22 protein-coding genes are annotated in these 20,957 nt (G+C 71.4%); 8 read left to right on the top strand and 14 right to left on the bottom strand.

The window, feature by feature from the left end:
- Positions 1 to 334: 334 nt before the first annotated feature.
- Both ABZU25_RS29820 and ABZU25_RS29815 read right to left on the bottom strand, forming a co-directional pair.
- Entirely contained in the window at positions 335 to 1,315 is a 981-nt protein-coding gene (locus tag ABZU25_RS29820) for a sulfite exporter TauE/SafE family protein (RefSeq protein WP_355032688.1), read from the bottom strand.
- Positions 1,316 to 1,622: 307 nt separating this feature from the next.
- Positions 1,623 to 2,087, bottom strand: a complete 465-nt coding sequence (locus ABZU25_RS29815; protein ID WP_355032687.1) for an Rrf2 family transcriptional regulator — start codon at positions 2,085 to 2,087, stop codon at positions 1,623 to 1,625.
- Positions 2,088 to 2,342: 255 nt separating this feature from the next.
- Here ABZU25_RS29815 and ABZU25_RS29810 point away from each other — a divergent pair, with 255 nt between their 5' ends.
- On the top strand, positions 2,343 to 3,011 hold the full coding sequence (locus tag ABZU25_RS29810; protein ID WP_355032686.1) for a YceI family protein: 669 nt from the start codon (positions 2,343 to 2,345) through the stop codon (positions 3,009 to 3,011).
- A 42-nt stretch (positions 3,012 to 3,053) separates the two neighbouring features.
- Here ABZU25_RS29810 and ABZU25_RS29805 read toward each other — a convergent pair whose 3' ends face one another.
- From ABZU25_RS29805 to ABZU25_RS29790, 4 genes are all read right to left on the bottom strand, one after another.
- Positions 3,054 to 3,938 (bottom strand): acyl-CoA thioesterase II, encoded by an 885-nt coding sequence (locus ABZU25_RS29805; RefSeq protein WP_355032685.1) that lies wholly within the window; start codon positions 3,936 to 3,938, stop codon positions 3,054 to 3,056.
- Entirely contained in the window at positions 3,935 to 5,383 is a 1,449-nt protein-coding gene (pyk, locus tag ABZU25_RS29800) for a pyruvate kinase (protein ID WP_355032684.1), read from the bottom strand. Before pyk ends, ABZU25_RS29805 begins: the two co-directional genes overlap by 4 nt.
- 199 nt (positions 5,384 to 5,582) lie before the next feature.
- Positions 5,583 to 6,965 (bottom strand): FAD-binding oxidoreductase, encoded by a 1,383-nt coding sequence (locus ABZU25_RS29795; RefSeq protein ID WP_355032683.1) that lies wholly within the window; start codon positions 6,963 to 6,965, stop codon positions 5,583 to 5,585.
- 133 nt (positions 6,966 to 7,098) lie between these two features.
- Entirely contained in the window at positions 7,099 to 7,464 is a 366-nt protein-coding gene (locus ABZU25_RS29790) for a YciI family protein (RefSeq protein ID WP_355032682.1), read from the bottom strand.
- A 174-nt stretch (positions 7,465 to 7,638) separates the two neighbouring features.
- Here ABZU25_RS29790 and ABZU25_RS29785 point away from each other — a divergent pair, with 174 nt between their 5' ends.
- Complete coding sequence (locus tag ABZU25_RS29785) at positions 7,639 to 8,511, top strand: aldo/keto reductase (protein ID WP_355032681.1); 873 nt, start codon at positions 7,639 to 7,641, stop codon at positions 8,509 to 8,511.
- A 25-nt stretch (positions 8,512 to 8,536) separates the two neighbouring features.
- On the opposite strand, the gene ABZU25_RS29780 is transcribed toward ABZU25_RS29785, so the two are convergent.
- The 3 genes from ABZU25_RS29780 to ABZU25_RS29770 form a co-directional block, all read right to left on the bottom strand.
- On the bottom strand, positions 8,537 to 8,932 hold the full coding sequence (locus tag ABZU25_RS29780) for a hypothetical protein (RefSeq protein ID WP_355032680.1): 396 nt from the start codon (positions 8,930 to 8,932) through the stop codon (positions 8,537 to 8,539).
- A gap of 14 nt (positions 8,933 to 8,946) precedes the next feature.
- The gene (locus ABZU25_RS29775; RefSeq protein WP_355032679.1) at positions 8,947 to 11,175 is read right to left on the bottom strand and encodes a M48 family metalloprotease; all 2,229 of its coding nucleotides are present in this window, start codon (positions 11,173 to 11,175) and stop codon (positions 8,947 to 8,949) included.
- A gap of 167 nt (positions 11,176 to 11,342) precedes the next feature.
- A complete protein-coding gene (locus tag ABZU25_RS29770; RefSeq protein ID WP_355032678.1) occupies positions 11,343 to 12,146 on the bottom strand; it encodes an alpha/beta fold hydrolase in 804 nt (267 codons plus the stop codon).
- Positions 12,147 to 12,377: 231 nt separating this feature from the next.
- On the opposite strand from ABZU25_RS29770, the gene ABZU25_RS29765 reads away from it, so the two are divergent.
- Positions 12,378 to 13,736: a pentapeptide repeat-containing protein gene (locus ABZU25_RS29765; RefSeq protein WP_355032677.1), complete on the top strand. Its 1,359-nt coding sequence runs from the start codon at positions 12,378 to 12,380 to the stop codon at positions 13,734 to 13,736.
- 7 nt (positions 13,737 to 13,743) lie between these two features.
- On the opposite strand, the gene ABZU25_RS29760 is transcribed toward ABZU25_RS29765, so the two are convergent.
- Complete coding sequence (locus tag ABZU25_RS29760) at positions 13,744 to 14,319, bottom strand: helix-turn-helix domain-containing protein (protein WP_355032676.1); 576 nt, start codon at positions 14,317 to 14,319, stop codon at positions 13,744 to 13,746.
- A gap of 207 nt (positions 14,320 to 14,526) precedes the next feature.
- On the opposite strand from ABZU25_RS29760, the gene ABZU25_RS29755 reads away from it, so the two are divergent.
- Both ABZU25_RS29755 and ABZU25_RS29750 read left to right on the top strand, forming a co-directional pair.
- Positions 14,527 to 15,993, top strand: coding sequence for an MFS transporter (locus ABZU25_RS29755; protein WP_355032675.1), 1,467 nt, complete (start codon positions 14,527 to 14,529; stop codon positions 15,991 to 15,993).
- A 203-nt stretch (positions 15,994 to 16,196) separates the two neighbouring features.
- A complete protein-coding gene (locus tag ABZU25_RS29750) occupies positions 16,197 to 17,183 on the top strand; it encodes an SEC-C domain-containing protein (protein ID WP_355032674.1) in 987 nt (328 codons plus the stop codon).
- Between the two features lie 75 nt (positions 17,184 to 17,258).
- Here ABZU25_RS29750 and ABZU25_RS29745 read toward each other — a convergent pair whose 3' ends face one another.
- A complete protein-coding gene (locus ABZU25_RS29745; RefSeq protein WP_355032673.1) occupies positions 17,259 to 17,525 on the bottom strand; it encodes a helix-turn-helix transcriptional regulator in 267 nt (88 codons plus the stop codon).
- 100 nt (positions 17,526 to 17,625) lie between these two features.
- Here ABZU25_RS29745 and map point away from each other — a divergent pair, with 100 nt between their 5' ends.
- Entirely contained in the window at positions 17,626 to 18,444 is an 819-nt protein-coding gene (map, locus tag ABZU25_RS29740; protein WP_355032672.1) for a type I methionyl aminopeptidase, read from the top strand.
- Between the two features lie 211 nt (positions 18,445 to 18,655).
- Positions 18,656 to 19,123: a nitroreductase family deazaflavin-dependent oxidoreductase gene (locus ABZU25_RS29735; RefSeq protein WP_355032671.1), complete on the top strand. Its 468-nt coding sequence runs from the start codon at positions 18,656 to 18,658 to the stop codon at positions 19,121 to 19,123.
- A 70-nt stretch (positions 19,124 to 19,193) separates the two neighbouring features.
- Here the strand turns inward: ABZU25_RS29735 and ABZU25_RS29730 are convergent, their stop codons facing one another.
- From ABZU25_RS29730 to ABZU25_RS29720, 3 genes are all read right to left on the bottom strand, one after another.
- Positions 19,194 to 19,598 carry a hypothetical protein gene (locus ABZU25_RS29730; RefSeq protein ID WP_355032670.1) on the bottom strand — a complete coding sequence of 135 codons (405 nt, stop codon included), beginning with the start codon at positions 19,596 to 19,598 and terminating at the stop codon, positions 19,194 to 19,196.
- A complete protein-coding gene (locus ABZU25_RS29725; RefSeq protein WP_210786230.1) occupies positions 19,595 to 19,906 on the bottom strand; it encodes a hypothetical protein in 312 nt (103 codons plus the stop codon). Before ABZU25_RS29725 ends, ABZU25_RS29730 begins: the two co-directional genes overlap by 4 nt.
- A 66-nt stretch (positions 19,907 to 19,972) precedes the next feature.
- Complete coding sequence (locus tag ABZU25_RS29720; protein ID WP_355032669.1) at positions 19,973 to 20,197, bottom strand: hypothetical protein; 225 nt, start codon at positions 20,195 to 20,197, stop codon at positions 19,973 to 19,975.
- A gap of 124 nt (positions 20,198 to 20,321) precedes the next feature.
- Between ABZU25_RS29720 and ABZU25_RS29715 the strand changes: the two genes are divergently transcribed.
- The gene (locus tag ABZU25_RS29715; protein ID WP_355032668.1) at positions 20,322 to 20,957 is read left to right on the top strand and encodes a type II toxin-antitoxin system antitoxin SocA domain-containing protein; all 636 of its coding nucleotides are present in this window, start codon (positions 20,322 to 20,324) and stop codon (positions 20,955 to 20,957) included.

Raw genomic sequence — 20,957 nt, 5'->3', positions numbered from 1 at the left:
CGCGCCCCGCGCCCCGCGCCCCGCGCCCCGCGCCCCGCGCCCCGCGCCAAGATCTACGCAACTTCACTGATGTTGCTGCCTCCGACGCGTCAGAGACAGCAACATCCCCGATATTGCGCGGATCTTGACGATGAGCACCTGTCCGAAAGACCGGGAGCGGGTGTCGGAACGCCCGTGGCCGTCAAGGTATGCACGATCCAGGATGTGGTGGCCACGAAGCGCCGGGAAGGAAGCCACTACGTCCACGATCGAGCACGATCTTGGCGATCAACCGTGGCGATCACGACGTTTGACCGGGCATCGTGGCGCTCCGGCCCGCGCGCCTCCACCTGGTTCAGCGGCGGGTGGGCGTACCCGTGGCGGCGAGATCGGCCGCGACCGCGCCGGCGGAAGCAACGTCGGGGAACTCGGCGGGCATGGTCGCGGCAGGCGAAGCGCTCGCGGCCTCGGCACGGGCCCGGCGGGTGCGGCGAAGGGCGCGCACGGCCAGCACCAGGGCGGCCAACCAACCGGCGGCCAACAGGGCGTACATGACAGGGCGAACCGGACCGTCGAGTCCGGCGGAGCGGATCAGCGTGCGGGCGTTGGTCAGCACGATCACGCCGCCGACCGCCGCGCCGAGCAGTTGGGCGGGCACGATGCGCACCAGCCAGGCGGCCAGCGGGGCGGCGATGAGCCCGCCGATCAGCAGCGCGGCGACGGTCGGGAGCAGGAACCCTTCGGAGCCCAGCCCGATCAGGAAGCCAACGCTGGCCGCACCCGCCACGACGAACTCGGCGGTGTCCACCGAGCCGATCACCTTGCGGGGCTCCATCCGGCCGGAGACCAGCAACGCCGGGGTGGCCACCGGGCCCCATCCGCCGCCGCCGGTCGCGTCGACGAAGCCGGCAACCAGGCCCAGGGGTCCGAGGAAACGTCCGCGTAGCCGGCCGCCGACCCGGTCGGTACGCAGCGGTCGAGCGAAGCGGACCAGCAGGTACGCGCCGAGCGTGAAGAGGATGCCAGCCATCCACGGCGCGGCCGCGTCGGTGGAGATCGAGCTGAGCAGGGTGGCACCGGCGAAGGCACCGATGGCGCCGGGCAGGGCGATGCGGGTCACCACCCGCCAGTCGACGTTGCCGAAGCGCCAGTGCGCGACACCGGCGGCGAGCGTGGTGCCGATCTCGGCCAGGTGCACCGAGGCCGAGGCTGCGGCCGGGGAGACGCCGGCGACCAGCAGCAGAGTGGACGAGGTCAGCCCGTACGCCATGCCGAGCGAGCCGTCGATCAGCTGCGCGACGAGCCCGACCAGAGCGAGAACCAGCAGCTTGCGCATGAGCGCCCCCTGACTTTTCGATATCTCCTATCGACTTGGTCGACAATGCGCCACGGGGCGTTCGGGGTCAAGCCTCTGATCGGTGGATGGGACGCCGCCGTACGAGGCGCCGCGGTCGATGCCGAACCGCGCGCCGCAGCAGACACCACCCCACGCCACGTGCCGGTGTGACGCGGCCACGGCCGAAGACCCCGCCGTGCGGCGCGGACGACCCGGGCGGCGCGGACGACCCGGGCGGCGCGGACGACCCGGGCGACCCAGGCAACCCGGGCAACGCGGGGGACGCGGACGAGGAGCGGGCCGGCGGTCAGATCCAGGCGCGCGGGTCGGCGACCAGCTCGGTGATCCGCGCGGGCAGGGTGCCCGCGGCCACGTCGGCGACGCTGACCAGTTCCAGGATCTCCCGTTCGCTGGCCCGCAGCGCGATCCAGACCTCTTGCAGCGCGCGGGCCGGGCCGTGGTAGCCGAGCTGCTCAGGGCGCTGCCCGCGCACGTTGGCGAGCGGTCCGTCGATCACCCGGATCACCTCGGCGAGTGAGATCTCCTCGGCCGGGCGGGCCAACCAGTAGCCACCCTCGGGGCCGCGCTGGGCGTGCACGATGCCGCCCCGACGCAGTTGCAGCAGGATGCTCTCCAGGAACTTCGGCGGGATCTCCTGGGCACGGGCGATCTGGTCGGCCGTGACGGGCCGGCCGCGCCCAGGGCCATTGGCCGTCGCGGCAAGCTCGGCGGCCGCGCGGAGGGCGTAGTCGACCCGGGCGGAGAGGCGCATGTCGGCAAGGTTAGCCCCCGGTCAACCGGCCGGGCGGGCGACCCTCGGCCGATCGGACACGCATCGATGGGGCCCGTGCAATTCGCGCCGGTTCCGGCCGTCGGCGAGGACCAGTAAAAGTGCGCCATGATCCACCGTAAGGTGGGGGCCGGAATGCCGATACGAAGCGTCCTTATGCTGGGCGGGGGCGCGACCGCCAGACCGTTGCACCGACGCCGGGCAGCATATTGATAAACATCGGGGGAAGGCAACACGATGACCGATATCGCCACACGCACCTGGGATGGCATGACCATCCCGGTCGCTGGCACCTATCTTCTCGATCAGGCGCACAAGCGGATCGGTTTCCTGTCCCGGCACATGATGGTGAGCCCGGTGCGCGGCGAGTTCGCCGAGGCCACCGCACAGATCTTCGTGGCGGAGGACCCGCTGCTCTCGTCGGTGACGGCGACCATCTCCACGCCAAGTATCACCACCGGCAGCATCGACCGGGACACACATCTGAAGAGTGCCGACTTCCTCGACGTGGAGCGCTATCCCACCCTCGAATATCGAAGCACCGGCATCAAATGGCAGGGCCACGAGGATCCCATCTTTCAATGGGCCCGCCTGCGCAACCATCGGTTCGGTGGACGAGGCCGGAGTCCGATTGTCCCGCCGCAGTCCGAGGGCGCCCCCGGGCGATTCGTGCTGACCGGTGAGTTGACAGTGAAAGGAATCACCCGGGCTGTTGACCTGGAGGTGAATTTCGGCGGCGCCCGTCGTGATCCGTACGGGCAGAATATCTTCGGGTTCAGCGCGACGGCCGAGATCGACCGTGAGGACTATGGCCTGCTCTGGAATGTCGTGTTGGAGAGCGGCGGGGTCCTGGTCGGCAAGACGGTGCAGATCGAGATCGCCGGCGAGGCCATCCACCAGGCCTGACCGGCGTGAGCACCGCCCGAGGGCGGGGATGCGACGACGGCGTCAGGCGCCCACGCGGCGCAGCAGACCCTCCTGGACGGCGCTGGCGATCTGCCGGCCGTCGGTGGTGAACATCCGGCCGGTGGCCAGCCCCCGCGCACCGGACGCCGACGGGCTCAGACAGTCGTAGAGGAACCACTCGTCGGCGCGGAACGGCCGGTGGAACCAGAGCGCGTGGTCCAGGCTGGCGCCGACCAGCCCGCCCGGCCCCCACACCTCACCGTGCGCGGAGAGCACCGAGTCCAGCAGGGTGAGGTCCGAGGCGTAGGTGAGCGCGCAGGCGTGCAGCAGCGGATCGTCGGGCAGTTTGCCGTCGATGCGCATCCAGACGCGCTGGTGCGGGTCGGCCGGCCGGTCGCCGGGACGTACCCAACCGGGCTCGCCGACGTAACGCACGTCGATCGGTCGCGGGATCTGACCCCAGATGCCGAGCCGCTCCGGGTAACGGGAGAGCCGGTCGGTCATCGTCGGGACGTCCTGCGGCGGCGGCACGTCCAGGGGAGCCGTGACCTGGTGGTCCAGGCCCTCCTCGGCCCGCTGGAACGACGCCGACATGAAGAAGATCGGCTTGTCGTGCTGGAGGGCGACCGCGCGGCGGACCGAGAAGGACCGGCCGTCGCGGATGTTCTCCACCTGGAACGCGATCGGCTCGACCGGGTCGCCGGGGCGGACGAAGTAGCCGTGCAGCGAGTGCACGAACCGCTCCGGGTCGACAGTGCGGCCGGCGGCGACCAGGGCCTGGCCGGCGACCTGGCCGCCGTACACCCGCTGTGGGCCGACCGGGGGGCTCATCCCCCGGAAGGCCATGTCCCCGGTCGGGTCGAGGTCCAGCACTTCCAGCAGCTGGTCGACCGCCGCCTGGCCGACCGCGACCCGACCGTCGCTCACTGCAGCGCCCGCGCCGACGCCGCGTCGACAAGCGAGCCGAGCTGGTGTACGCGCAGCGTGTTTGTCGAGCCGGGGGTGCCGGGCGGGCTGCCCGCCACGATCACCACGTAGTCGCCGGGGTTGGCCCGGTCGAGGCCGAGCAGCGCCTGGTCGACCTGGCGGAACATGTCGTCGGTGTGCTGCACGAACGGCATCAGGAAGGTCTCCACGCCCCAGGTGAGGGCGAGCTGGTCGCGCACCTCGGGGACCGGCGTGAACGCCAGCAGCGGCAGGTCGCAGTGCAGGCGGGACAGCCGTCGGACGGTGTCACCGGTCTGCGAGAAGGCGACCAGGGCCTTGGCGTTGATGGCGCGGGCGATCGACGAGGCGGCGACGGTGAGCGCGCCACCGTGGGTACGCGGGTCGTGCTGCAGCCGGGGCACCCCGATCGAGCCGGACTCGGTGGTCGTCACGATCTTGGCCATGGTGCTGACGGTCAGCACCGGGTACTTGCCGACGCTGGTCTCGCCGGAGAGCATGACCGCGTCCGCGCCGTCGAGCACCGCGTTGGCGACGTCGGAGGCCTCCGCGCGGGTGGGGCGGGAATTCTCGATCATGGAGTCGAGCATCTGGGTGGCAACGATGACCGGCTTGGCGTTCTCCCGGCACAGCTGCACGGCGCGCTTCTGCACCAGGGGGACCTGGTCCAGCGGCATCTCGACACCGAGGTCACCGCGGGCGACCATCACGCCGTCGAAGGCCAGCACGATGGCCTCGAGGTGCTCCACCGCCTCCGGCTTCTCGACCTTGGCCAGGACCGGCCGGTACACGCCCTCCTCGGCCATGATGTTGTGGACGAGCTTGATGTCCTCGGCCGAGCGGACGAAGGACAGCGCGACCAGGTCGACGCCGAGGCTCAGGGAGAAGCGCAGGTCCTCGGCGTCCTTCTCCGACATGGCGGGCACGCTGACCGCCACGTTGGGCAGCGAGACACCCTTGTTGTTGGAGACCGGGCCGCCCTCGGTGACCAGGACGCGGATGTCGTTGCCGGTGACGTCGGTGACCTCGACGGCGACGCGACCGTCGTCGATCAGCAGCCGGTCACCGGGCTTCACCTCGTGCGGCAGCTTCTGGTAGGTGCAGGAGACCCGCTCCTTGGTGCCGAGGATGTCGTCGCCGGTGATCACGACCGAGTCGCCGGTGCGCCACTCGTGGGGGCCGTCGGCGAACTTGCCGAGGCGGATCTTGGGGCCCTGCAGGTCGGCGAGGACCGCCACCGGCTGACCTGCCGCCTCGGACGCCTCCCGGACCAGTCGATAGACCGCCTCGTGGTCGGCGTGGCTGCCGTGGCTGAAGTTGAGCCTCGCCACGTTCATGCCGGCCTCGACGAGACCCCGGATGCGCTCCGGGGACGAGGTGGCGGGACCAAGGGTGCAGACGATCTTCACACGGCGTGTCACGCCCATCAGGCTAGTCTCTCCTTCAGGTCGGACTCGGGGCCGACCCATTGCAGGCAGCGGAACATGTGTCCAACGACGCGCGGTGCGCGTCGGGCCGGCGGGCGGAACCGCACCGGGAACGTTGTGGCGACGGGCAACGGCGACCGCGCGCCGGGAATCGTACGCCTCCGTCGGTGTGCGCTGTCGGGGTGCTCCCGAGGAAGGCTCACCGTGGGTGCACCGACGGCGGCAGGGTCGGCACCGCGGTGAGCAGGTCACGGGGGTCGTAGCGGCGCTTGGCCCGGCGTAGTCGCGCCCAGTTCGCGCCGTAGGCGAGCCGGACCCGGTCGGTCTCCTCCGGGGCGAGCAGGTTGGGGTAACCACCGGGCAGGGCGTGCGGGGCGAGCGCCGTCGAGGTGCGCTCGGCCCACTCCCGGTGCGGTCCGGCCTGTTCGCCGGGCGGCCAGACCGCGATGATCTCGGTCAGCAGGTGCTCGTCGCGCAGGCCGAACGCCGTGTCGGCGAGTCGGACCCGGGTGGCCGCACCGTGGAAGTGGTGCACGGCCAGCGCCGAGGACGGCGAGCTGACCTGGCGGGCCGCGTCGACGAGCACGTCGGCCACCCCGTCGGTGAGCGCGGGCAGCCAGCGGGTACGCAGCAGGTAGTGGTTGCCGTCGACCATGCCGCCGTCGAACATCCGCAGCGCGTCCGCGTACGGCATCGGGGCAATCTGGTCGACAAGTGGGGTGCCCAGCGCGCGCAACCGGTCCATCCACGGCAACCCGGCGTCCAGGTCCGGCCCGCTGTAGAACGGACAGACGAAGATCGTCGGCTCGCCGGTCGGGCCGGGCAGGAAGCCGGTCATCACTGTCAGTTCGTCCGGGGCCTCGGCGATGAGCGCGCCGTAGCCGCGCAGCACGGCCGGCGCCTCGGCCAGCGCGAACATGATCATGCCGGCCAGCACGCCGGGCAGCCGGTGGGCACGGAAACGCAGTTCGGTGACCACGCCGACGTTCCCACCACCGCCGCGCAGCGCCCAGTACAGCTCGGCGTCGTGCCGGGGGTCGGCGGTGACCCGGCGGCCGTCGGCGAGGACCACCTCCGCGCCGAGCAGATTGTCCAGGGTCAGACCGAATCGGCCGCAGAGCGGGCCGTACCCGCCGGCGAGGGTGAGCCCGGCCAGGCCCACGTCGCGGACCACACCGGTGGGCACCACCAGGTCGTACGGGCGGGCGGCGGCGAGCAGTTCGGCCGTCGTGGCACCACCGCCGGCGGTCACCGTGGCCGCGTCCGGGTCGACCTGGACGGCACGCAGACCGGTCAGGTCGAGCACCAGGCCGCCGTCGCGAAGCGCCCGGCCGGCCCAGTCGTGCCCGCCGGAGCGGACCGACAGGGGCAGGTGGCAGCGGGCGGCGATGCGGACCGCGTGGGCCACCTCGTCCGCGTTCTGGCAGTGGGCCACCAGGGCGGGCGTGCGCTGGACCGCGCCGTTCCAGAGCCGGGTGGTGGCGGCGTACGCGGGATCGCCCGGCTCGTGCAGCCGGTCGCCGAGCAGGGCACGCAGCCGGGCGGTGGCAGTCGCGACATCGGGGGTGGCGGCGGAGATCATGGCGACTCCTCGACCGGGGCCGACCCAACGCTTCCGGGTGCGCCCCGGCGGCGGCCCTCGCAGGGCGCGACCGTAACACCGGCACGCCGCCGAGCGCCGTCGTCATCACGACAACCGCCGATTGACCGACAGCTCAGCTCTCGGTCTTGAGCAGGGGGAACTCCAGCGACCCGGCCGGGCAGAGGAAGGTCAGCACGTCCACCCGGTAGAGCCCGGCCTGCACCGCCGGGTCGGCCTCCAGCACGCTGCGGACGTCGTCGACGCTGCCGGTGCGGGCCAGCCCGAAACCGATCGGCGGCTCCGGGTTGCTGGCCGGCCCGTCGATCGAGCCGGCGACCAGGATGATGCCGCCGCGCTGCAACGCCTGCATGTGCTCGGCGTGCTCCGACTGCAACCGTTGCACGGTCTCGGCGGGCAGGGCCCGTCCGGCCGCGCCGGGATAGATCACGATGCACTCGTACGTGTCGAGCGCGAAGTTGACCTGCGGCACTCCCGCCATGGGTGCTCCCTCCGCCGTCGCGCCGAACGGCACCGGCCCCGCCAGCGTCGCACGTACGCCCGGGTCGTACCGGGCGCTTGCCGGCAACCGGCCCCGGCGGGCGGGGTGACGTGTCAGCGCACACAGTCGGCTGACACCCGGTGTGTCGGCCGAGTTCCGGGGGATGATCTACCAATGGCGACAAACATCAGTGAGCAGCCCGCGAAGGCGTCCGGCACGTACCGGATCGGCGGAGACGTCACAGTCAACCGGCTCGGTTACGGGGCGATGCAGATCACCGGCCCCGGTGTCTGGGGTGATCCGAAGGACCCGGCGGAGGCGGTCCGGGTGCTGCGCCGGGCCGTCGAGCTGGGCGTGACGTTCATCGACACCGCCGACTCGTACGGGCCGTTCGTCTCGGAGTTGCTGATCCGCGAGGCCCTGCACCCGTACGCCGACGACCTGGTCATCGCGACGAAGGCCGGGCTGAGCCGCTCCGGCCCTGGCGACTGGCGTGCGCTGGGCCGCCCGGAGTATCTGCGCCAGCAGTGTGAGCTGAGCCTGCGCCACCTCGGCCTGGACTCGATTCCGCTCTACCAGTTGCACCGGATCGACCCGAAGGTGCCGCTCGCCGATCAGCTGGGCGAGCTGGCGCTGTTGCAGCAGGAGGGCAAGATCCGGCACATCGGGCTGTCCGAGGTGAGCGTGGCGCAGATCGAGGAGTCGCGCGCGATCACCACTATCGCCTCCGTGCAGAACCTGTACAACCTCGCCAACCGCAGCGCGGAGGACGTGCTGGAGTACTGCGAGCGCAACGACCTCGCGTTCATCCCGTGGTTCCCGATCGCCACCGGTGAGCTGGCCCGCCCGGGCGGCCCGCTGGACGCCATCTCCACCGCGCACGGCGCGTCGCCCGCGCAGCTCGCGCTGGCCTGGCTGCTGCGCCGCTCGCCGGTGATGCTGCCGATCCCCGGTACGTCCTCGGTGGCGCACCTGGAGGAGAACGTGAGTGCGGCCGACGTGCGGCTCACCGACGACGAGTTCGAGTCGTTGGCCAAGGCGAGCTGACCTGCCGGTGCGGACGCCGCCGGTTTCAGTCGGCGGCGTCCGGACCGGGCTCCCGGGCGGCCCGCAGCGCCTCGGTCGCCTGGGCCAGCAGGCGAGCCGAGTCGGTGCGTCCACTCACCTGTAGTTCCACAGCGGTGTCCCCGGCCTGGATCCGGATGCTGGCCTCGGTGCGCTGCTGGTCGACCCAGGACTGCAACAGGTTGAACAGACCCGGGAGCAGCCCCTGGGCCAGCACCGCGATGATCACCGCGTCGCTGAAGCCCGGCCGTCCCCCGCCACCGCCGCCGGCCTGGCGCACCACCGGCCGGTACTGCGGGTTGCGCTGGATCCAGTCGAGCAGGGCGACCGACGGCTGCTGTCGCTGCCGGGGGTTGATGGTCAACCGCACGGGCAGCCGGGCGGCGGGGTCGCTGTCGGTCACGGAGTCTCTCCCGGTCAGTTGGCGGCGGGGCGGAAGGCGACGCCCTCCCCCTCGGCGGTGACGACGCCCGTGACGGTGAACGTGTCGTCGTCGGTGAACGGGGAGGTGCCACCGAAGTACGTGTTGGTGCCGCTGACCTGCACCTTGCCCTGGCTCTCATACGGGGTGGAGACCTGGGCGCTGGCCGGGCCGGTCAACTCGAGGGCGAGCTTCGGGTACTCCAGGATCTTCCAGGTGACCTTCTGGGTGGACCCACCGTAGTAGCGGAACGGACAGCCCGGTGGTGCGGCGACCGTCTGCTTGGCGCACTCGTCCAACCAGGCCCGTACTCGGGCCTCGACGGCCTCGCCGGCCGCCGGCTTGAGCACCGGGGCCAGTTGGAGGGCCGCCGTGCTCTGCCCCGGGCCGACCGCCACGGTCTCGCTCGGCGTCTCACTGAGCGCGCTGGCCGGGCCGGTCGCGGCGTACTCACCGGGCAGCAGCACCAGCGGAGGACCCTCGGTGCCGCCGGGCAGCTCGACCCCGTTGAGCCGCACCCCGGGGCCGCCGATCGCAATGCTGAGCGGCGTCAGCCCATCGCTCACCTGCCAGCCGTGCAGCAGCCCGGCGGTGGCCTCGTCGTCGCGGCGCAGGCTGACCGTCGCTGTCTGCCGCTCGCCGCCCAGCCGGTACGCCACGGTGGCGGTGGCGCTGTCACCGTCCCGTTCCACCTCGGTGATGTCGACGTCGGTCGGTGGTTGGTAGCCCTTGCCGCGCAGCAGTTGGGCGAGCAGCTTGCGGTCGGTGACACCGCTCTGGTCGCTCAGGAAGCCGAGCGCGGCGTCGCTGTCCCGGTCGGCGAGCGCGGAGAAGTATCCGTCGACCGTCGCCTGCGGCCGAAAGAACGCCCACTGCACCACACCGAGCCCGCCGGTGCCGACGCAGGCGGCCAGCATGAGGGCGCCGACCAGCAGCCAGGTGCGGCGGGTGCCGACCGGGCCGGAGTGGCCGAACAGCCGCTCGGCGGTGACCGGCTCGGCCGCTGCGGCGGTGACCGACCCGGCCGCTGCGGCGGGCACCCCGGCCACCGATGCCCGCTCCAGCGCGTCGAGCCGGAGTTCGTGCGGCGGGTGGGTGGCGCAGACCGCCTCGTCCCAGCCGCTGCGGCCGGTCTCGAAGGACAGCCGCCGCTCCAGGACGCGCCGCATCCCGTCGACGTGCCCGGTGAGCACGGCGCCGAGGTCGGCCCGGTACTCGGCCGCCCGCACGTCGCGGGCGTGCAGCGGCAGCACCACGTAGCGCATGGTGAGCAGCACCGGCCAGAAGAACAGGAAGACCACGAAGTTGGTGCCCGGGTGCGGGAACGTTCGCATCAGCCAGGTCGGCAGGGCGTGCGCGAGGGTCAGCGGCAGGCCGACGCCCCGGACGAAGGCGCTGGTGATCTCGTCGCCGGTGCGCCAGTGCACCAGCTCGTGGCTGAGCAGCGCGGCGACCTCGTCGTCCGGCTCGGTCAGCACGGCGGTGGTGACCACCACGTGCCGCGCGTACGTGCGGGCGTTGCTCAGGACCGGATCGTCCTCCATCAGCAACCGGGGCACGCTGGGCAGGCCGAGGCGCCGGGCGCACTCGTCGAGCACGGGGCGTAGCCGCGCGTCCTCCCGGCGGCTGGGCTGGCGGGCGCCGGAGACCACAAGCAGGCGCGGTTCCAGCAGCACCCGGTAGAGGGTGTAGAGCACCCCGATCAGCGCCGCCGCGACCACCGTGCCGACCAGACCGGTGACCACCGTGAACACCCCGTCCTCGGCGCCCAGCCAGGGCACCACCAGCACGGCGAGGAAGCCGATCAGGAACCCGGCGACGAAGCCGACCACGCCGCCGAGCACCCCGCCGGAGCGGGTCAGGAACGCCTCCAGCAGGGAGCCGATCAGCGGGGCGTCGCGCAGCATCTGCGGCACCTGGTCATCGGCGCTCAGCCCGCCGACGAAGAGCCCGGTGACGGCGAAGACGAGACCGCCCCAGAACGCCAGGAGCAGCGCGACCGGCAGGTAGAACCAGGTGGCGACGAACGCGCCGAGCACACCCCGCCAGTCCCGCAGGATCCCGGCGCGCAGCCAGACCAGCGCGCTGGGGTAGCCGGGCGGCCGGTCGGCGAAGCCACCGGTGGGCGCTGCGGCGGCGTCGGTCGGCGGCTCGGCCGCCCGGACGTCGAGCTGCGGCACTGTCGGCGGGGTGCCCTCCGGCGGCACGGTGTGCGGCTCGCTCATGCGCGCTGCTCCTCTGGGATGTCACGTCTGTCGGCAATGGACAGCCGCAGCAGGTTATCGAGCGCGCCTGAGGTCTGAAACCCCTTTCCCAGGAACGTCGCCCACCCGACACTCACCGTCGCGCGCACGTGCGGGTGATCCCGTCGGGACCACCCGCACGGACCGGCTCAGAGCGCGAGGCAGTTGGGTCGCACCGGGCCGTCCACCAGGGCGCCGCGCACGATGGTGTACGCCGTGCCGTCGAGCACCAGGCCGAGGTGCCCCACCACCCGCAGCGGGCAGTACGCCTGGATCAGCACGTTTGTCGCGCCGTCGTTGACGGCGGCGTTCCCGGTTGGCCGGACCAGCTCGTCCTGCACCGTGCGGACGGTGGTGTAGCGCACCGCGCCCGGGGTGTCGTCGCCGGCGTTGAGGTCGGCGAGGAACGCCGAGCCGATGGTCATCTGTTGGCAGGCCACAACGCCGGCGCAGCTGCCCAGGCCGAGGAACGCCGCGACATTGGCGACGTAGGTGCCGTACTGCGGCGTGCCCAGGCTGACGTAGCGACCGACGGCGGTGGTGCCGCCGAGCCGCTTGAGGTAGTAGCGGCTGACCAGGCCGCCTTCGGAGTGGGCGACGATGTCCACTGTCGCCGCGCCGGTGCTGGCGCGCACCTGGTCGACGTAGCTGGCGAGGGCGCGGGCCGAGGTGGGGATGTCGCCGAGGCCCAGCCCCGGTAGCTGGTAGACGTAGGCGCGGTAGCCGTCGGCGCGCAGCCGGGCGGCCAGCGGCTGGTACGCGACGGCGACGCCGCTGAGCCCACCGACCACGATCACCGGGTTGGCCGCGGCAGCGGCGGCAGCGGCAGCGGCGGGCGCGGCGGCGCTGGCCGGGGTGGGATCGGCGGGGGTGGCGGCGGTCGCCGTACCGGCGGACGCGAACAGGGCGGCGGCGACGAGGGACCCGACGAGGACGGTCTTTCGGAGCAGCATGGCTGCACCTCCGGGGGGAGGCACCCGGCGTACCGGGCAGGTGGGTGGGGGTGTCCGGTCGACCGTGCGACGATCATGCCCGCAACAATTCAGAATCGTCAATGGCTTGTTACGCGCTGGTAACCCGTTGTTCCATCGAGGGGGCAAACCGGCAATTCGGCACGGCTCCACATCGGACCGGCGGCCCGGAGCGCACCCCTGGCTGGTGACCGCGAATGGCATGCTGTGGCAGTGGTCGCCGACGAACCTCCCGAGCGCCAGTTACGGGTGATGCCGTGGTGGCTGGTGCTGGTCGGGCTGCTGGTCGCCGCCGCCCTGGGCTGGCTGGTGCTGGGGCTGCTGCTCGCCGAGGCCGACCGGGCCAGCCAGCCGGACACCCGCGCCACGCTACGCATCGACGCGATCCGCACCGGCCTGACCGTGGTCGCCGGCACCGGCGGAGGGCTCGCTCTGCTGCTGGCCGCCCGTCGTCAGTGGATCGCCGAACGCGCGCAACGGCACCAGGAGAGCGTCGCCGCCCGCGACCAGGCACACCGGGACCGGGTGCAGGCGCACGCCGAGTCGGTGGCCGAGGCCGCGCAACGCCAGCAGGACCGGCAGTCCGGAGCGGCCGAGCACGACGGGGCGGAGCGCCGGCTGACCGAGCTGTACACCCGGGCCGTCGAGCTGCTCGGCAACGACAGCGCGGCGGTACGCCTGGGCGGCCTGCACGCGCTGGAGCGCCTCGGTCAGGACAATCCGGGGCAGCGCCCGACGATCACGGCGGTGCTCTGCGCGTACCTGCGGATGCCGGCACCGGACGGCGAGCCGCGCGAGACGGAGGTCCGGCGCACCGCGCAGCGCGTGCTCACCCGACACCTGCGCGCGGACGACCCGACCCACTGGCCGGAGCTGACGCTCGACCTGACCGGTGCCACGCTTGTCGACTTCGACGCCACAGGCTGCACGCTTGTCGACGCGAACTTCACGGCGGCGGCGTTCACCGGCACGACCACCTTCGCGGGCGCGACGGTGCGGGGGCGTCTCCTGCTCGGGGCGGCGACCTTCGGCGACGTGGCCTTCGAGGGGCTCGCGGCCGACGGTGAGGTCATGCTGGACGGCGTTCGCGTCGGCGGTCTGGCCAGCTTCGACGGGGCCGCGTTCACCGGCGGCCTGTCCTGCCGGCGGTCCACCTTCGCCGGCCTGGCCTCATTCCGCCGGACGACCTTCGGTCAGCCGACCAGCTTCGACGCGACCCGCTTCGAGGACGCCGCCACCTTCCAGGAGGCCGTCTTCGACGGCGCGCTGTCGATGGAGCACACCGAGTTCGGCCGGTCGGCCAACTTCCACTCGGCCCGCTTCCAGAACATGGCGTTGTTCCGCTGGACGGTGTTCGGCGCGGAGGCGTTGTTCGACAGGGCTCGCTTCACCGACGCCGCGAACTTCGGCCGGGCCCGGTTCCACAGCATGACGAGCTTCCGCGACGCACAGTTCGGCCGGCCACCGCAGGTCGAGCAGGCCCGTGCGGTGGCCGATCTGGGCCACCGCTGGCCGGCGGGCGTGGGGCTGGAACGGCTCGACGACGAGTGGCTGCTGCTTGTCGACCGCTGACGCCGGGTCAGCGGGCGGGAGCGCGCAGGCCGTCCAGGGCCACGCCAAGCACCCGGTCGCGTTGCTCGGGCGACGGGAACTGCGCCATGGTGAGGCCGCTGATCAGGCGCACCACGTCGTCGAAGCCGACGTCGGAACGGACCACGCCGGCACCCTGGGCACGGCGCATCAGCGGCTCGCCGGCGGCGTAGATCTCCGTCCGGCAGCTGGCGAAAATCTCCGAGTCGTGCAGCAGCTGCTCGGCGAGAGCCCGCTTGGTGGCGACGTACGCGACGAACCGGTGCAGCCAGGCGACGAGCGCGTCCCACGGGGGCAGCTCGGCGAGGTCCTCGGCCGAGCGGCTCAGCGCCCGGACCTCCTCGACGTAGACGGCTTCGAAGAGGTGCCGTCGGCTGGGGAAGTTGCGGTAGAGCGTGCCGATGCCGACCCCGGCCCGTCGGGCCACGTCCTCCAGGGAGGCGGCGGCGCCGTTCTCGGCGAACGCCTCGCGGGCCGCCGCGATCAGGGCGTCGTAGTTACGCCGCGCATCGGCCCGCTTGGGCCGCTGGGCGAAGACCTCGGGCGCCTGCCCCGCGCTGGTCATGACGTACGTCACCTCACCCTGGTTGCAACCGGAGGCACCCCTCCGCTAACTTAGTGGAGGCACCCCTCCGGAATCCCCGGAGGCCTGCCTCCGGTTAGCTTACCTCGGGATCCGCCCGATCGCCGCCTGGCCACCCGATCGCCCGGACCCGACAGCCCTGCCCGCCGCAGACGACGGGCTCAGTACGTAATCAGGGAGTTCCCTCTCGTGGCAGTAACCTCCCGACGCAGCTCGCGTCGGCTCACCTTCACCGTGCTCGCGGCCGGTGCCGGGTTCTTCGCGATGCTCCAGTCGCTGATCACCCCGGTGCTACCCACCATCCAGCAGGATCTGCACACCTCGCAGAACACCGTGACCTGGGTCCTGACCGCCTACCTGCTCTCCGCGTCGATCTTCACGCCGATCCTCGGACGGGTCGGCGACATGGTCGGCAAGGAACGGATGCTTGTCGTCTCGCTCGCCGCGCTCGCGTTCGGCTGCCTGCTGGCCGCCATCGCGCCGAACATCGGCGTCCTCATCCTCGCCCGGGTCGTGCAGGGCATCGGCGGAGCGGTCTTCCCGCTGTCGTTCGGCATCATCCGCGACGAGTTCCCCGCCGCACGGGTCTCCACGGCCGTGGCCGCCATCTCGGCGATCGTCGCCGTCGGCGGTGGCCTGGGCATCGTGCTGGCCGGCCCGATCGTCAGCACGCTGGACTACCGCTGGCTGTTCTGGATCCCGATGGTCGTGGTCGGGCTGACCGCCGTGGCCGCCCGCCTGTTCGTCCCCGAGTCCCCGATCCGTACCCCAGGGCGCATCGACTGGCGCGCGACCCTGCTGCTCTCCGGCTGGCTGGTGGCGCTGCTGCTGCCGATCAGCCAGGGCGCGACCTGGGGCTGGACCTCCACCCGGGTGCTCGGTCTGCTGGTGCTCGCCGTGGTGCTGCTGGCCGGCTGGCTGGTCGCCGAACTGCGGTCGAAGAATCCGCTTATCGACATGCGGATGATGCGCCTGCCCGGAGTCTGGACCACCAACCTGGTCGCCCTGCTCTACGGCGCGTCGATGTTCTCCGTGTACGCGTTCCTCCCGCAGTTCGTGCAGACCCCGACCGCCGCCGGCTACGGCTTCGGGGCGAGCATCAGCCAGGCCGGTCTGCTCATGCTGCCGATGCTCGTCGCGATGTTCGTCGCCGGTCTCGTCGCCGGTCGACTCCAGGCCTTCTTCAGCGCCAAGGCGCAGCTCGCCACCGGTGCCGCGTTCAACGTGGCCGCCTCGGCGATGCTCGCCGCCGCGCACGACACCCGCTGGGAGGTCGGCATCGCCGGCGGCCTGGTCGGCCTCGGCATCGGTCTGGCCTTCGCGTCGATGGCCAACCTGATCGTCGCCAGCGTGCCGGCCAGCCAGACCGGCGTGGCTACCGGCATGAACGCCAACATCCGCACCATCGGAGGCGCGATCGGCGCCGCCGTGGTCAGCGGCGTGATCACCGCGCACCCGCAGGCCAACGGCCTGCCCCGGGAGGCCGGCTTCACTACCGGGTTTCTCGTTCTCACGGCCATCGCCCTGGCGGCCGCGCTCGCGGCTCTCGCCGTCCCGTCCGCCCGGCGGGCGTCGGCCGGCCGCCGGCCGTCCACCGCGACGATCGTCGAGTCGGAGCTAGCCGGCGAGTTCGCCACCATGCCAGCAACCCGCTGATCCCACCCCGGCGGGGCGGTCACGTTCGAGGCAGCAACTTCACCGAAGTTGCTGCCTCGACGCGCCGGGAGGCAGCACTTTCCCCGAAAGTGCGTGGATCGTGAGCCCGGGGCGCAACGCGCCCCGGGCTCACGGGCATCCAGGGCCTGCGGGAGTACGCTGGCCGCTCCCCCATCCACCTTCCCCTGCTTCAGGATGCCGCCATGCCCGAACTGCTGACCGCCGACCGCATCGAGGAGATCGGTTCCCTGGCGACTGAGAGCCCGGACCCGGCCGCGCTCGTCGCCGAACTGGTGAGCGCTGTCGACGAGGGGCGGGTCGCCGACCCCGACGACACCGGGTACGTCCTACTGGTCGCCACGGACATCCTCAGGCAGGCGGGCGACCTGGCCGACGCGCTCGCGTTGGCCACCCGCGCCATCGCCGAACAGCCCGACGAGGACACGTTTGCCCGGTCGGTGCGCGCCGGTCTGCTGCTGAGCCTCGGCCGCGAGGACGAGGGTATGGCCGAGCTGACCGCCCTGCGCCCCCTGTTGGAAACCAATCCCAACGCCACGTACCTGATCGAGGAGCTGGCCGAAGCGGGCCACCCCGACCTGGCGCTGGAGTGGCTGACCGCCGCGCTGGACGCGATCCTGGCACGGACCCGGGACCAGCAGCACGAATCCGAGGACGCCCAGGACGAGGCCGCGGCCATGATCTACGGGCTGACCCAGCGGCGGCACAACCTGCGCGAGGAGATGGGCCTGCCGCACGACGAGTACGACAACCTCGCCGACCGGCTGCGCGCCGCGAGCAACCACGCGCTCGACGCGCTCGACGACGGGCCCGCGACGCTGCTGTTCTGGCCGCAGGCGGAGTTCAACGCGCTACTGCTGCGCTGGCCCGCACTCGTCGAGAGCTACCCCGCGACCTGGGACGAGCACCGCGCCCAGACCGAGCGGGCCCTCGTCGACGCCTCCGGGCTGGGCGGCGTCGATCTGGGCGTGGTCGTCGGCTCCGCCGCCGGGCTGGCGGCCTTCGCCGAACGTGAGGGCAGCGACCCCACCGACGAGGAAACACAGGACGAGTACGCCGACTCACTCACCGGGCCCGACCTCCGGGCCTGGCCGCCCGGCCGCAACGACGCCTGCTGGTGCGGATCGGGTACGAAATACAAGAAGTGCTGCCTGCCGCGCTCGCGCGGGTGACCGGCGCCGCGTTGGCGGCCGCTCCCTCGGACGCGGTCGCGGACGCTCGGTCAGGACGCGGTCGCGGACGCTCGGTCAGGACGCTTCGCGGACGCGCAGGTCGGCCAGCCACACCTCGGCAAGGTCGCTGAGCTGGACGCCGAGGACCTCACTGAGGCAGACCACAGTGCCGAACGCGGGCGCCGGGAGCCGACCCACCTCGATCTTGCGGAGCGTCTCCGGCGAGATGCCGGCCGCCAGTGCCACGTCGACGAGAGGGCGGCCACCTCGCGCGACCCGAAGCGCCGCCCCGAGACGTTGGCCCGCGGCGATCTGCGCGGGTGTGAGCGGTGGGCGAACCATGTGAGCAGGATAGGTCTGCCTTGGCGGACCAGCAACGCCATCGAGGCGGACCCGCCGAGGCGTGGTATAAATATACCGCTACGGACAGGAAGGGTTAGTCGTGATCGAGCTTAAGTCCCCCGAGGAAATCCAACGGATGGCCGTGACCGGTCAGTTCGTCGGCGAGTTGCTGGCGGAGCTGCGCGAGGTCGCCGCCGTCGGGGTCAACCTGATGGACCTTGAGCACCACGCCCGCCGTCGGATCAAGGAGCGGGGCGCCGAATCCTGCTACTGGGACTACGCGCCGTCGTTCGGCCGCGGCCCGTTCCGCAACGTCCTGTGCCTTTCGGTCAACGACGCCGTGCTGCACGGCCTGCCGCACGACTACTCCCTGCGCGACGGTGACCTGCTGAGCATCGACATGGCGGTCGGTATCGACGGCTGGGTCGCCGACTCCGCGTTGTCCGTCATCGTCGGCACCCCCACCCCGGAAGACCTCAAGCTGATCGAGGCCACCGAGGTCGCGCTGGTCGCCGCTATCGACGCCGCGCAGCCGGGCAACCAGCTCGGTGACGTCTCCGCCGCTATCGGCGAGGTCGCCCACCGCTACGGCTACCAGGTCAACAACGAGTTCGGCGGGCACGGCATCGGCCGCACCATGCACGAGGCCCCACACGTCGCCAACAAGGGCCGCCCCGGCCGGGGCATGACGCTCAAGCCCGGCCTCACGATCGCGATCGAGCCGTGGTTCTGCCGCAGCACCGACAAGATCAAGTTTGACGAGGACGGGTGGACGATCCGGTCCGCGGACGGCTCACGCACCGCGCACTCCGAGCACACCGTCGCGATCACCGAGGCCGGCCCCCAGGTGCTGACCACCCGCCCCGGGCACGGCACCCGGTCGGCCGACCGCAGTGGACAGTCCGCCGCCACGTCCTGACCGGCGCGTCTTCGCGGCGTCGGCACGGTCGGCGAGGCAACCGGGTGGTCCGGCACAATGCATCGAACAGCGCCCGGCAGGTCTCAGAGTCGGGAACGGGCCGGCCCCTGTCGCCAGCCCAGCCCGGCCGGCCGCCGGCCGGGCCGACCGCCGGCCCAGCCCGCCACCGGGCACCCCGCCTCCGGGCAGGCCCAACAGAGGAGACAATGCCGTGACGGCGCAGGAGCAGCACGAAACGATCGAGGACAGCCCGGTCGGCTGGGTCGCCGAGCACGTCCGGCGCTACGTGGAGACCGACGGCACCGACGGTGAGACCTTCCACGGCGTACCGTCGCTGCTGCTCACCACGCGCGGACGCCGAACGGGCAAACTGCGCCGCACCGCGCTGATGTACGGCCGCGACGGCGACAACCACCTCCTGGTGGCGTCCAACGGGGGTGCCAGCAAGCACCCCGCCTGGTATCTGAACCTGAGCGCCGACCCCACCGTGGAGATCCAGGTCGGCGCGGAGCGGTTTTCCGGTCGGGCCCGGACGGCGACGGCCGAGGAACGGGTCCGACTGTGGCCGGTGATGACGAAGGTCTTCCCGACGTACGCCCGCTACCAGCAGGGCACCGACCGCGAGATTCCCCTCATCGTCATCGAGCGCGCACCCCGGGAAGAGTCTCCGGTCGTTTGATCTCCCTCAGCGGAAGCGCCGCCCTGGTTCAGCGACACGTCCGCAGCACCGCTTGATCCGGTCGGTCGCGCTAGCCGGGAAAGCGAATGACCGGAAGGTCACCGCCGTCCCCGTACGCCTTGACCTCGCTGCTCAGCACCGAGGCATCGTGCTCCAGAACAGCCATCACGGCAGCGGCGAGGTCAACCCGACCGGTAACCACACGCCAGTACGCCAACTCCTGCCAGTCCTCACCCCAGGTCGGCAGCACCGCACAGGCGGGACGTTCGAGCAGCCGATGCAGCACGGCTCGATCGCCCGGATCGTCCACCACCGCCAGCACCTCGGCCGCGACTATCGCCGGCACGCCGAACCGGACCCCGTCCTGGGCGACCTCATGGATGGGTTCGGCGACGTCCATGGATCCAGCCACGTAGGCGAGCAGCGCGGACCGGTCAAGTATCAGCCGGACCGACGGCGCGTCGGGACTCGTCATGCCGCCGGGGCCTGACTACCGGAGCCGTCGAGCATCTCCGCTGCCGCGCGGCGAGAGCGGTCCCGCAGCGCGGCGCGTCGACCAGGCGACCACTCCTGCTCGACCTGCGCGCGTTGGGCCCTGGCGCGAGCCTGTCCCTCCGCCGTCACGGTCATGCCCCGGCGGGCCAACTCGGCGTCGAGATCCTCGGCACGCATCCGTGCCCGGATCGTGTCGACCACGTACGCGCTGGCGTTGGGCTCACGCTCCAAGCGCTCCGCCACGTCCTGCGGAAGCGAGAACGACTTCTTGCTCACCGATCCGGTCATACCAGGGAGCCTATCGAATCGCACCACCTATCCACAGCGACACGCTGTCTGACGCTCCGCAGGTACTCAAGTGTCTGTGGGCTGGGCGGCACGCGATGACAAGGCGTCCGCGATGGCGGCGAATTCGCGCAGCGCCGCCTCCAGGTTCTTGGCCATCTCGTCGCCGAAAGCGCGGATCTTGAACATCGCGACCTGGGCGTCGAGATAGACGAACAGCTCAGCACCCGCGCCGTGCCAGACCAGCAGCGGGTGCTCCTTAAGGAACCCGAAGTTGGCGGACTGATCGAACATATGTTCTACCGCCTGGTTCGCCTCGGCTTATAGGGTCGAAGTCGACTCGACACCAGCCCAGAGTCAGCGAGATCCCAACCGATCGCTAGTCTCGAAGCCAGGCCGGGGTAGGGGGTGTTACCAGATGGCTACCGCTCACGATGTCGCGGCGGCAGTGCTCAGCAAACTCGGCAGTGTCACAGCGATGAAGCTCGAAAAGCTCGTGTACTACTGCCAAGGGTGGCACCTGGCACGCGAGGGAGCCTTGCTGTTCCCCGAGCCGATCGAAGCTTGGCGGGAGGGCCCCGTCGTCCCACCCCTCTACCGACACCACCGTAGGCAGCTCACCGTGTCTCAGTGGCCACACGGGGAGGCCGCACGCCTAACGTCAGATCAACACAGGACCGTCCAGTGGGTCACCGATGAGTACGGCAAGTTCTCGGCAAGCGAGCTGTCCCTGATGACGCACAACGAGCTGCCCTGGAGAATTGCCCGAGGTGCCCTCCCCGAGTCAGCCAGTTCGTCGGCAAGGATAAGCACCGACCTCATGCGGACGTACTACGCGCGGCAGATCGCGCATACGGAGACTGCTGTCGGGCTAGCCACTGCGAACGCCGCCATAGAAGGAAAAGAGTTCGACCAGGACTGGCAGGACAAGCTCCGCGACGTGGCATCGGGTTTGATCAGCGCGGACGAGCTGGTCTCTCAAGAGATTGCTCGCCTCCAAGGCTGCCTGATCCGTACTGCTGGCCAGGGACCGCCTGCCTCAAGAACAAGTTAG

Origin of the sequence: Micromonospora sp. NPDC005215, from assembly GCF_040607915.1 — a bacterium.
Classification (GTDB): Bacteria; Actinomycetota; Actinomycetes; order Mycobacteriales; family Micromonosporaceae; genus Micromonospora.
The sequence above is the reverse complement of the archived record's forward strand: the minus strand, read 5'-3'. Positions and strand labels throughout refer to the sequence as shown.

Excerpts from the sequence above, each read along its gene's own strand:
- ABZU25_RS29820 (WP_355032688.1), bottom strand. The coding sequence starts at position 1,315 with ATGCGCAAGCTGCTGGTTCTCGCTCTGGTCGGGCTCGTCGCGCAGCTG.
- ABZU25_RS29815 (WP_355032687.1), bottom strand. The coding sequence starts at position 2,087 with ATGCGCCTCTCCGCCCGGGTCGACTACGCCCTCCGCGCGGCCGCCGAG.
- ABZU25_RS29810 (WP_355032686.1), top strand. The coding sequence starts at position 2,343 with ATGACCGATATCGCCACACGCACCTGGGATGGCATGACCATCCCGGTC.
- pyk (WP_355032684.1), bottom strand. The coding sequence starts at position 5,383 with ATGGGCGTGACACGCCGTGTGAAGATCGTCTGCACCCTTGGTCCCGCC.
- ABZU25_RS29795 (WP_355032683.1), bottom strand. The coding sequence starts at position 6,965 with ATGATCTCCGCCGCCACCCCCGATGTCGCGACTGCCACCGCCCGGCTG.
- ABZU25_RS29790 (WP_355032682.1), bottom strand. The coding sequence starts at position 7,464 with ATGGCGGGAGTGCCGCAGGTCAACTTCGCGCTCGACACGTACGAGTGC.
- ABZU25_RS29785 (WP_355032681.1), top strand. The coding sequence starts at position 7,639 with ATGGCGACAAACATCAGTGAGCAGCCCGCGAAGGCGTCCGGCACGTAC.
- ABZU25_RS29775 (WP_355032679.1), bottom strand. The coding sequence starts at position 11,175 with ATGAGCGAGCCGCACACCGTGCCGCCGGAGGGCACCCCGCCGACAGTG.
- ABZU25_RS29770 (WP_355032678.1), bottom strand. The coding sequence starts at position 12,146 with ATGCTGCTCCGAAAGACCGTCCTCGTCGGGTCCCTCGTCGCCGCCGCC.
- ABZU25_RS29760 (WP_355032676.1), bottom strand. The coding sequence starts at position 14,319 with ATGACCAGCGCGGGGCAGGCGCCCGAGGTCTTCGCCCAGCGGCCCAAG.
- ABZU25_RS29750 (WP_355032674.1), top strand. The coding sequence starts at position 16,197 with ATGCCCGAACTGCTGACCGCCGACCGCATCGAGGAGATCGGTTCCCTG.
- ABZU25_RS29745 (WP_355032673.1), bottom strand. The coding sequence starts at position 17,525 with ATGGTTCGCCCACCGCTCACACCCGCGCAGATCGCCGCGGGCCAACGT.
- ABZU25_RS29730 (WP_355032670.1), bottom strand. The coding sequence starts at position 19,598 with ATGACGAGTCCCGACGCGCCGTCGGTCCGGCTGATACTTGACCGGTCC.
- ABZU25_RS29725 (WP_210786230.1), bottom strand. The coding sequence starts at position 19,906 with ATGACCGGATCGGTGAGCAAGAAGTCGTTCTCGCTTCCGCAGGACGTG.
- ABZU25_RS29720 (WP_355032669.1), bottom strand. The coding sequence starts at position 20,197 with ATGTTCGATCAGTCCGCCAACTTCGGGTTCCTTAAGGAGCACCCGCTG.
- ABZU25_RS29715 (WP_355032668.1), top strand. The coding sequence starts at position 20,322 with ATGGCTACCGCTCACGATGTCGCGGCGGCAGTGCTCAGCAAACTCGGC.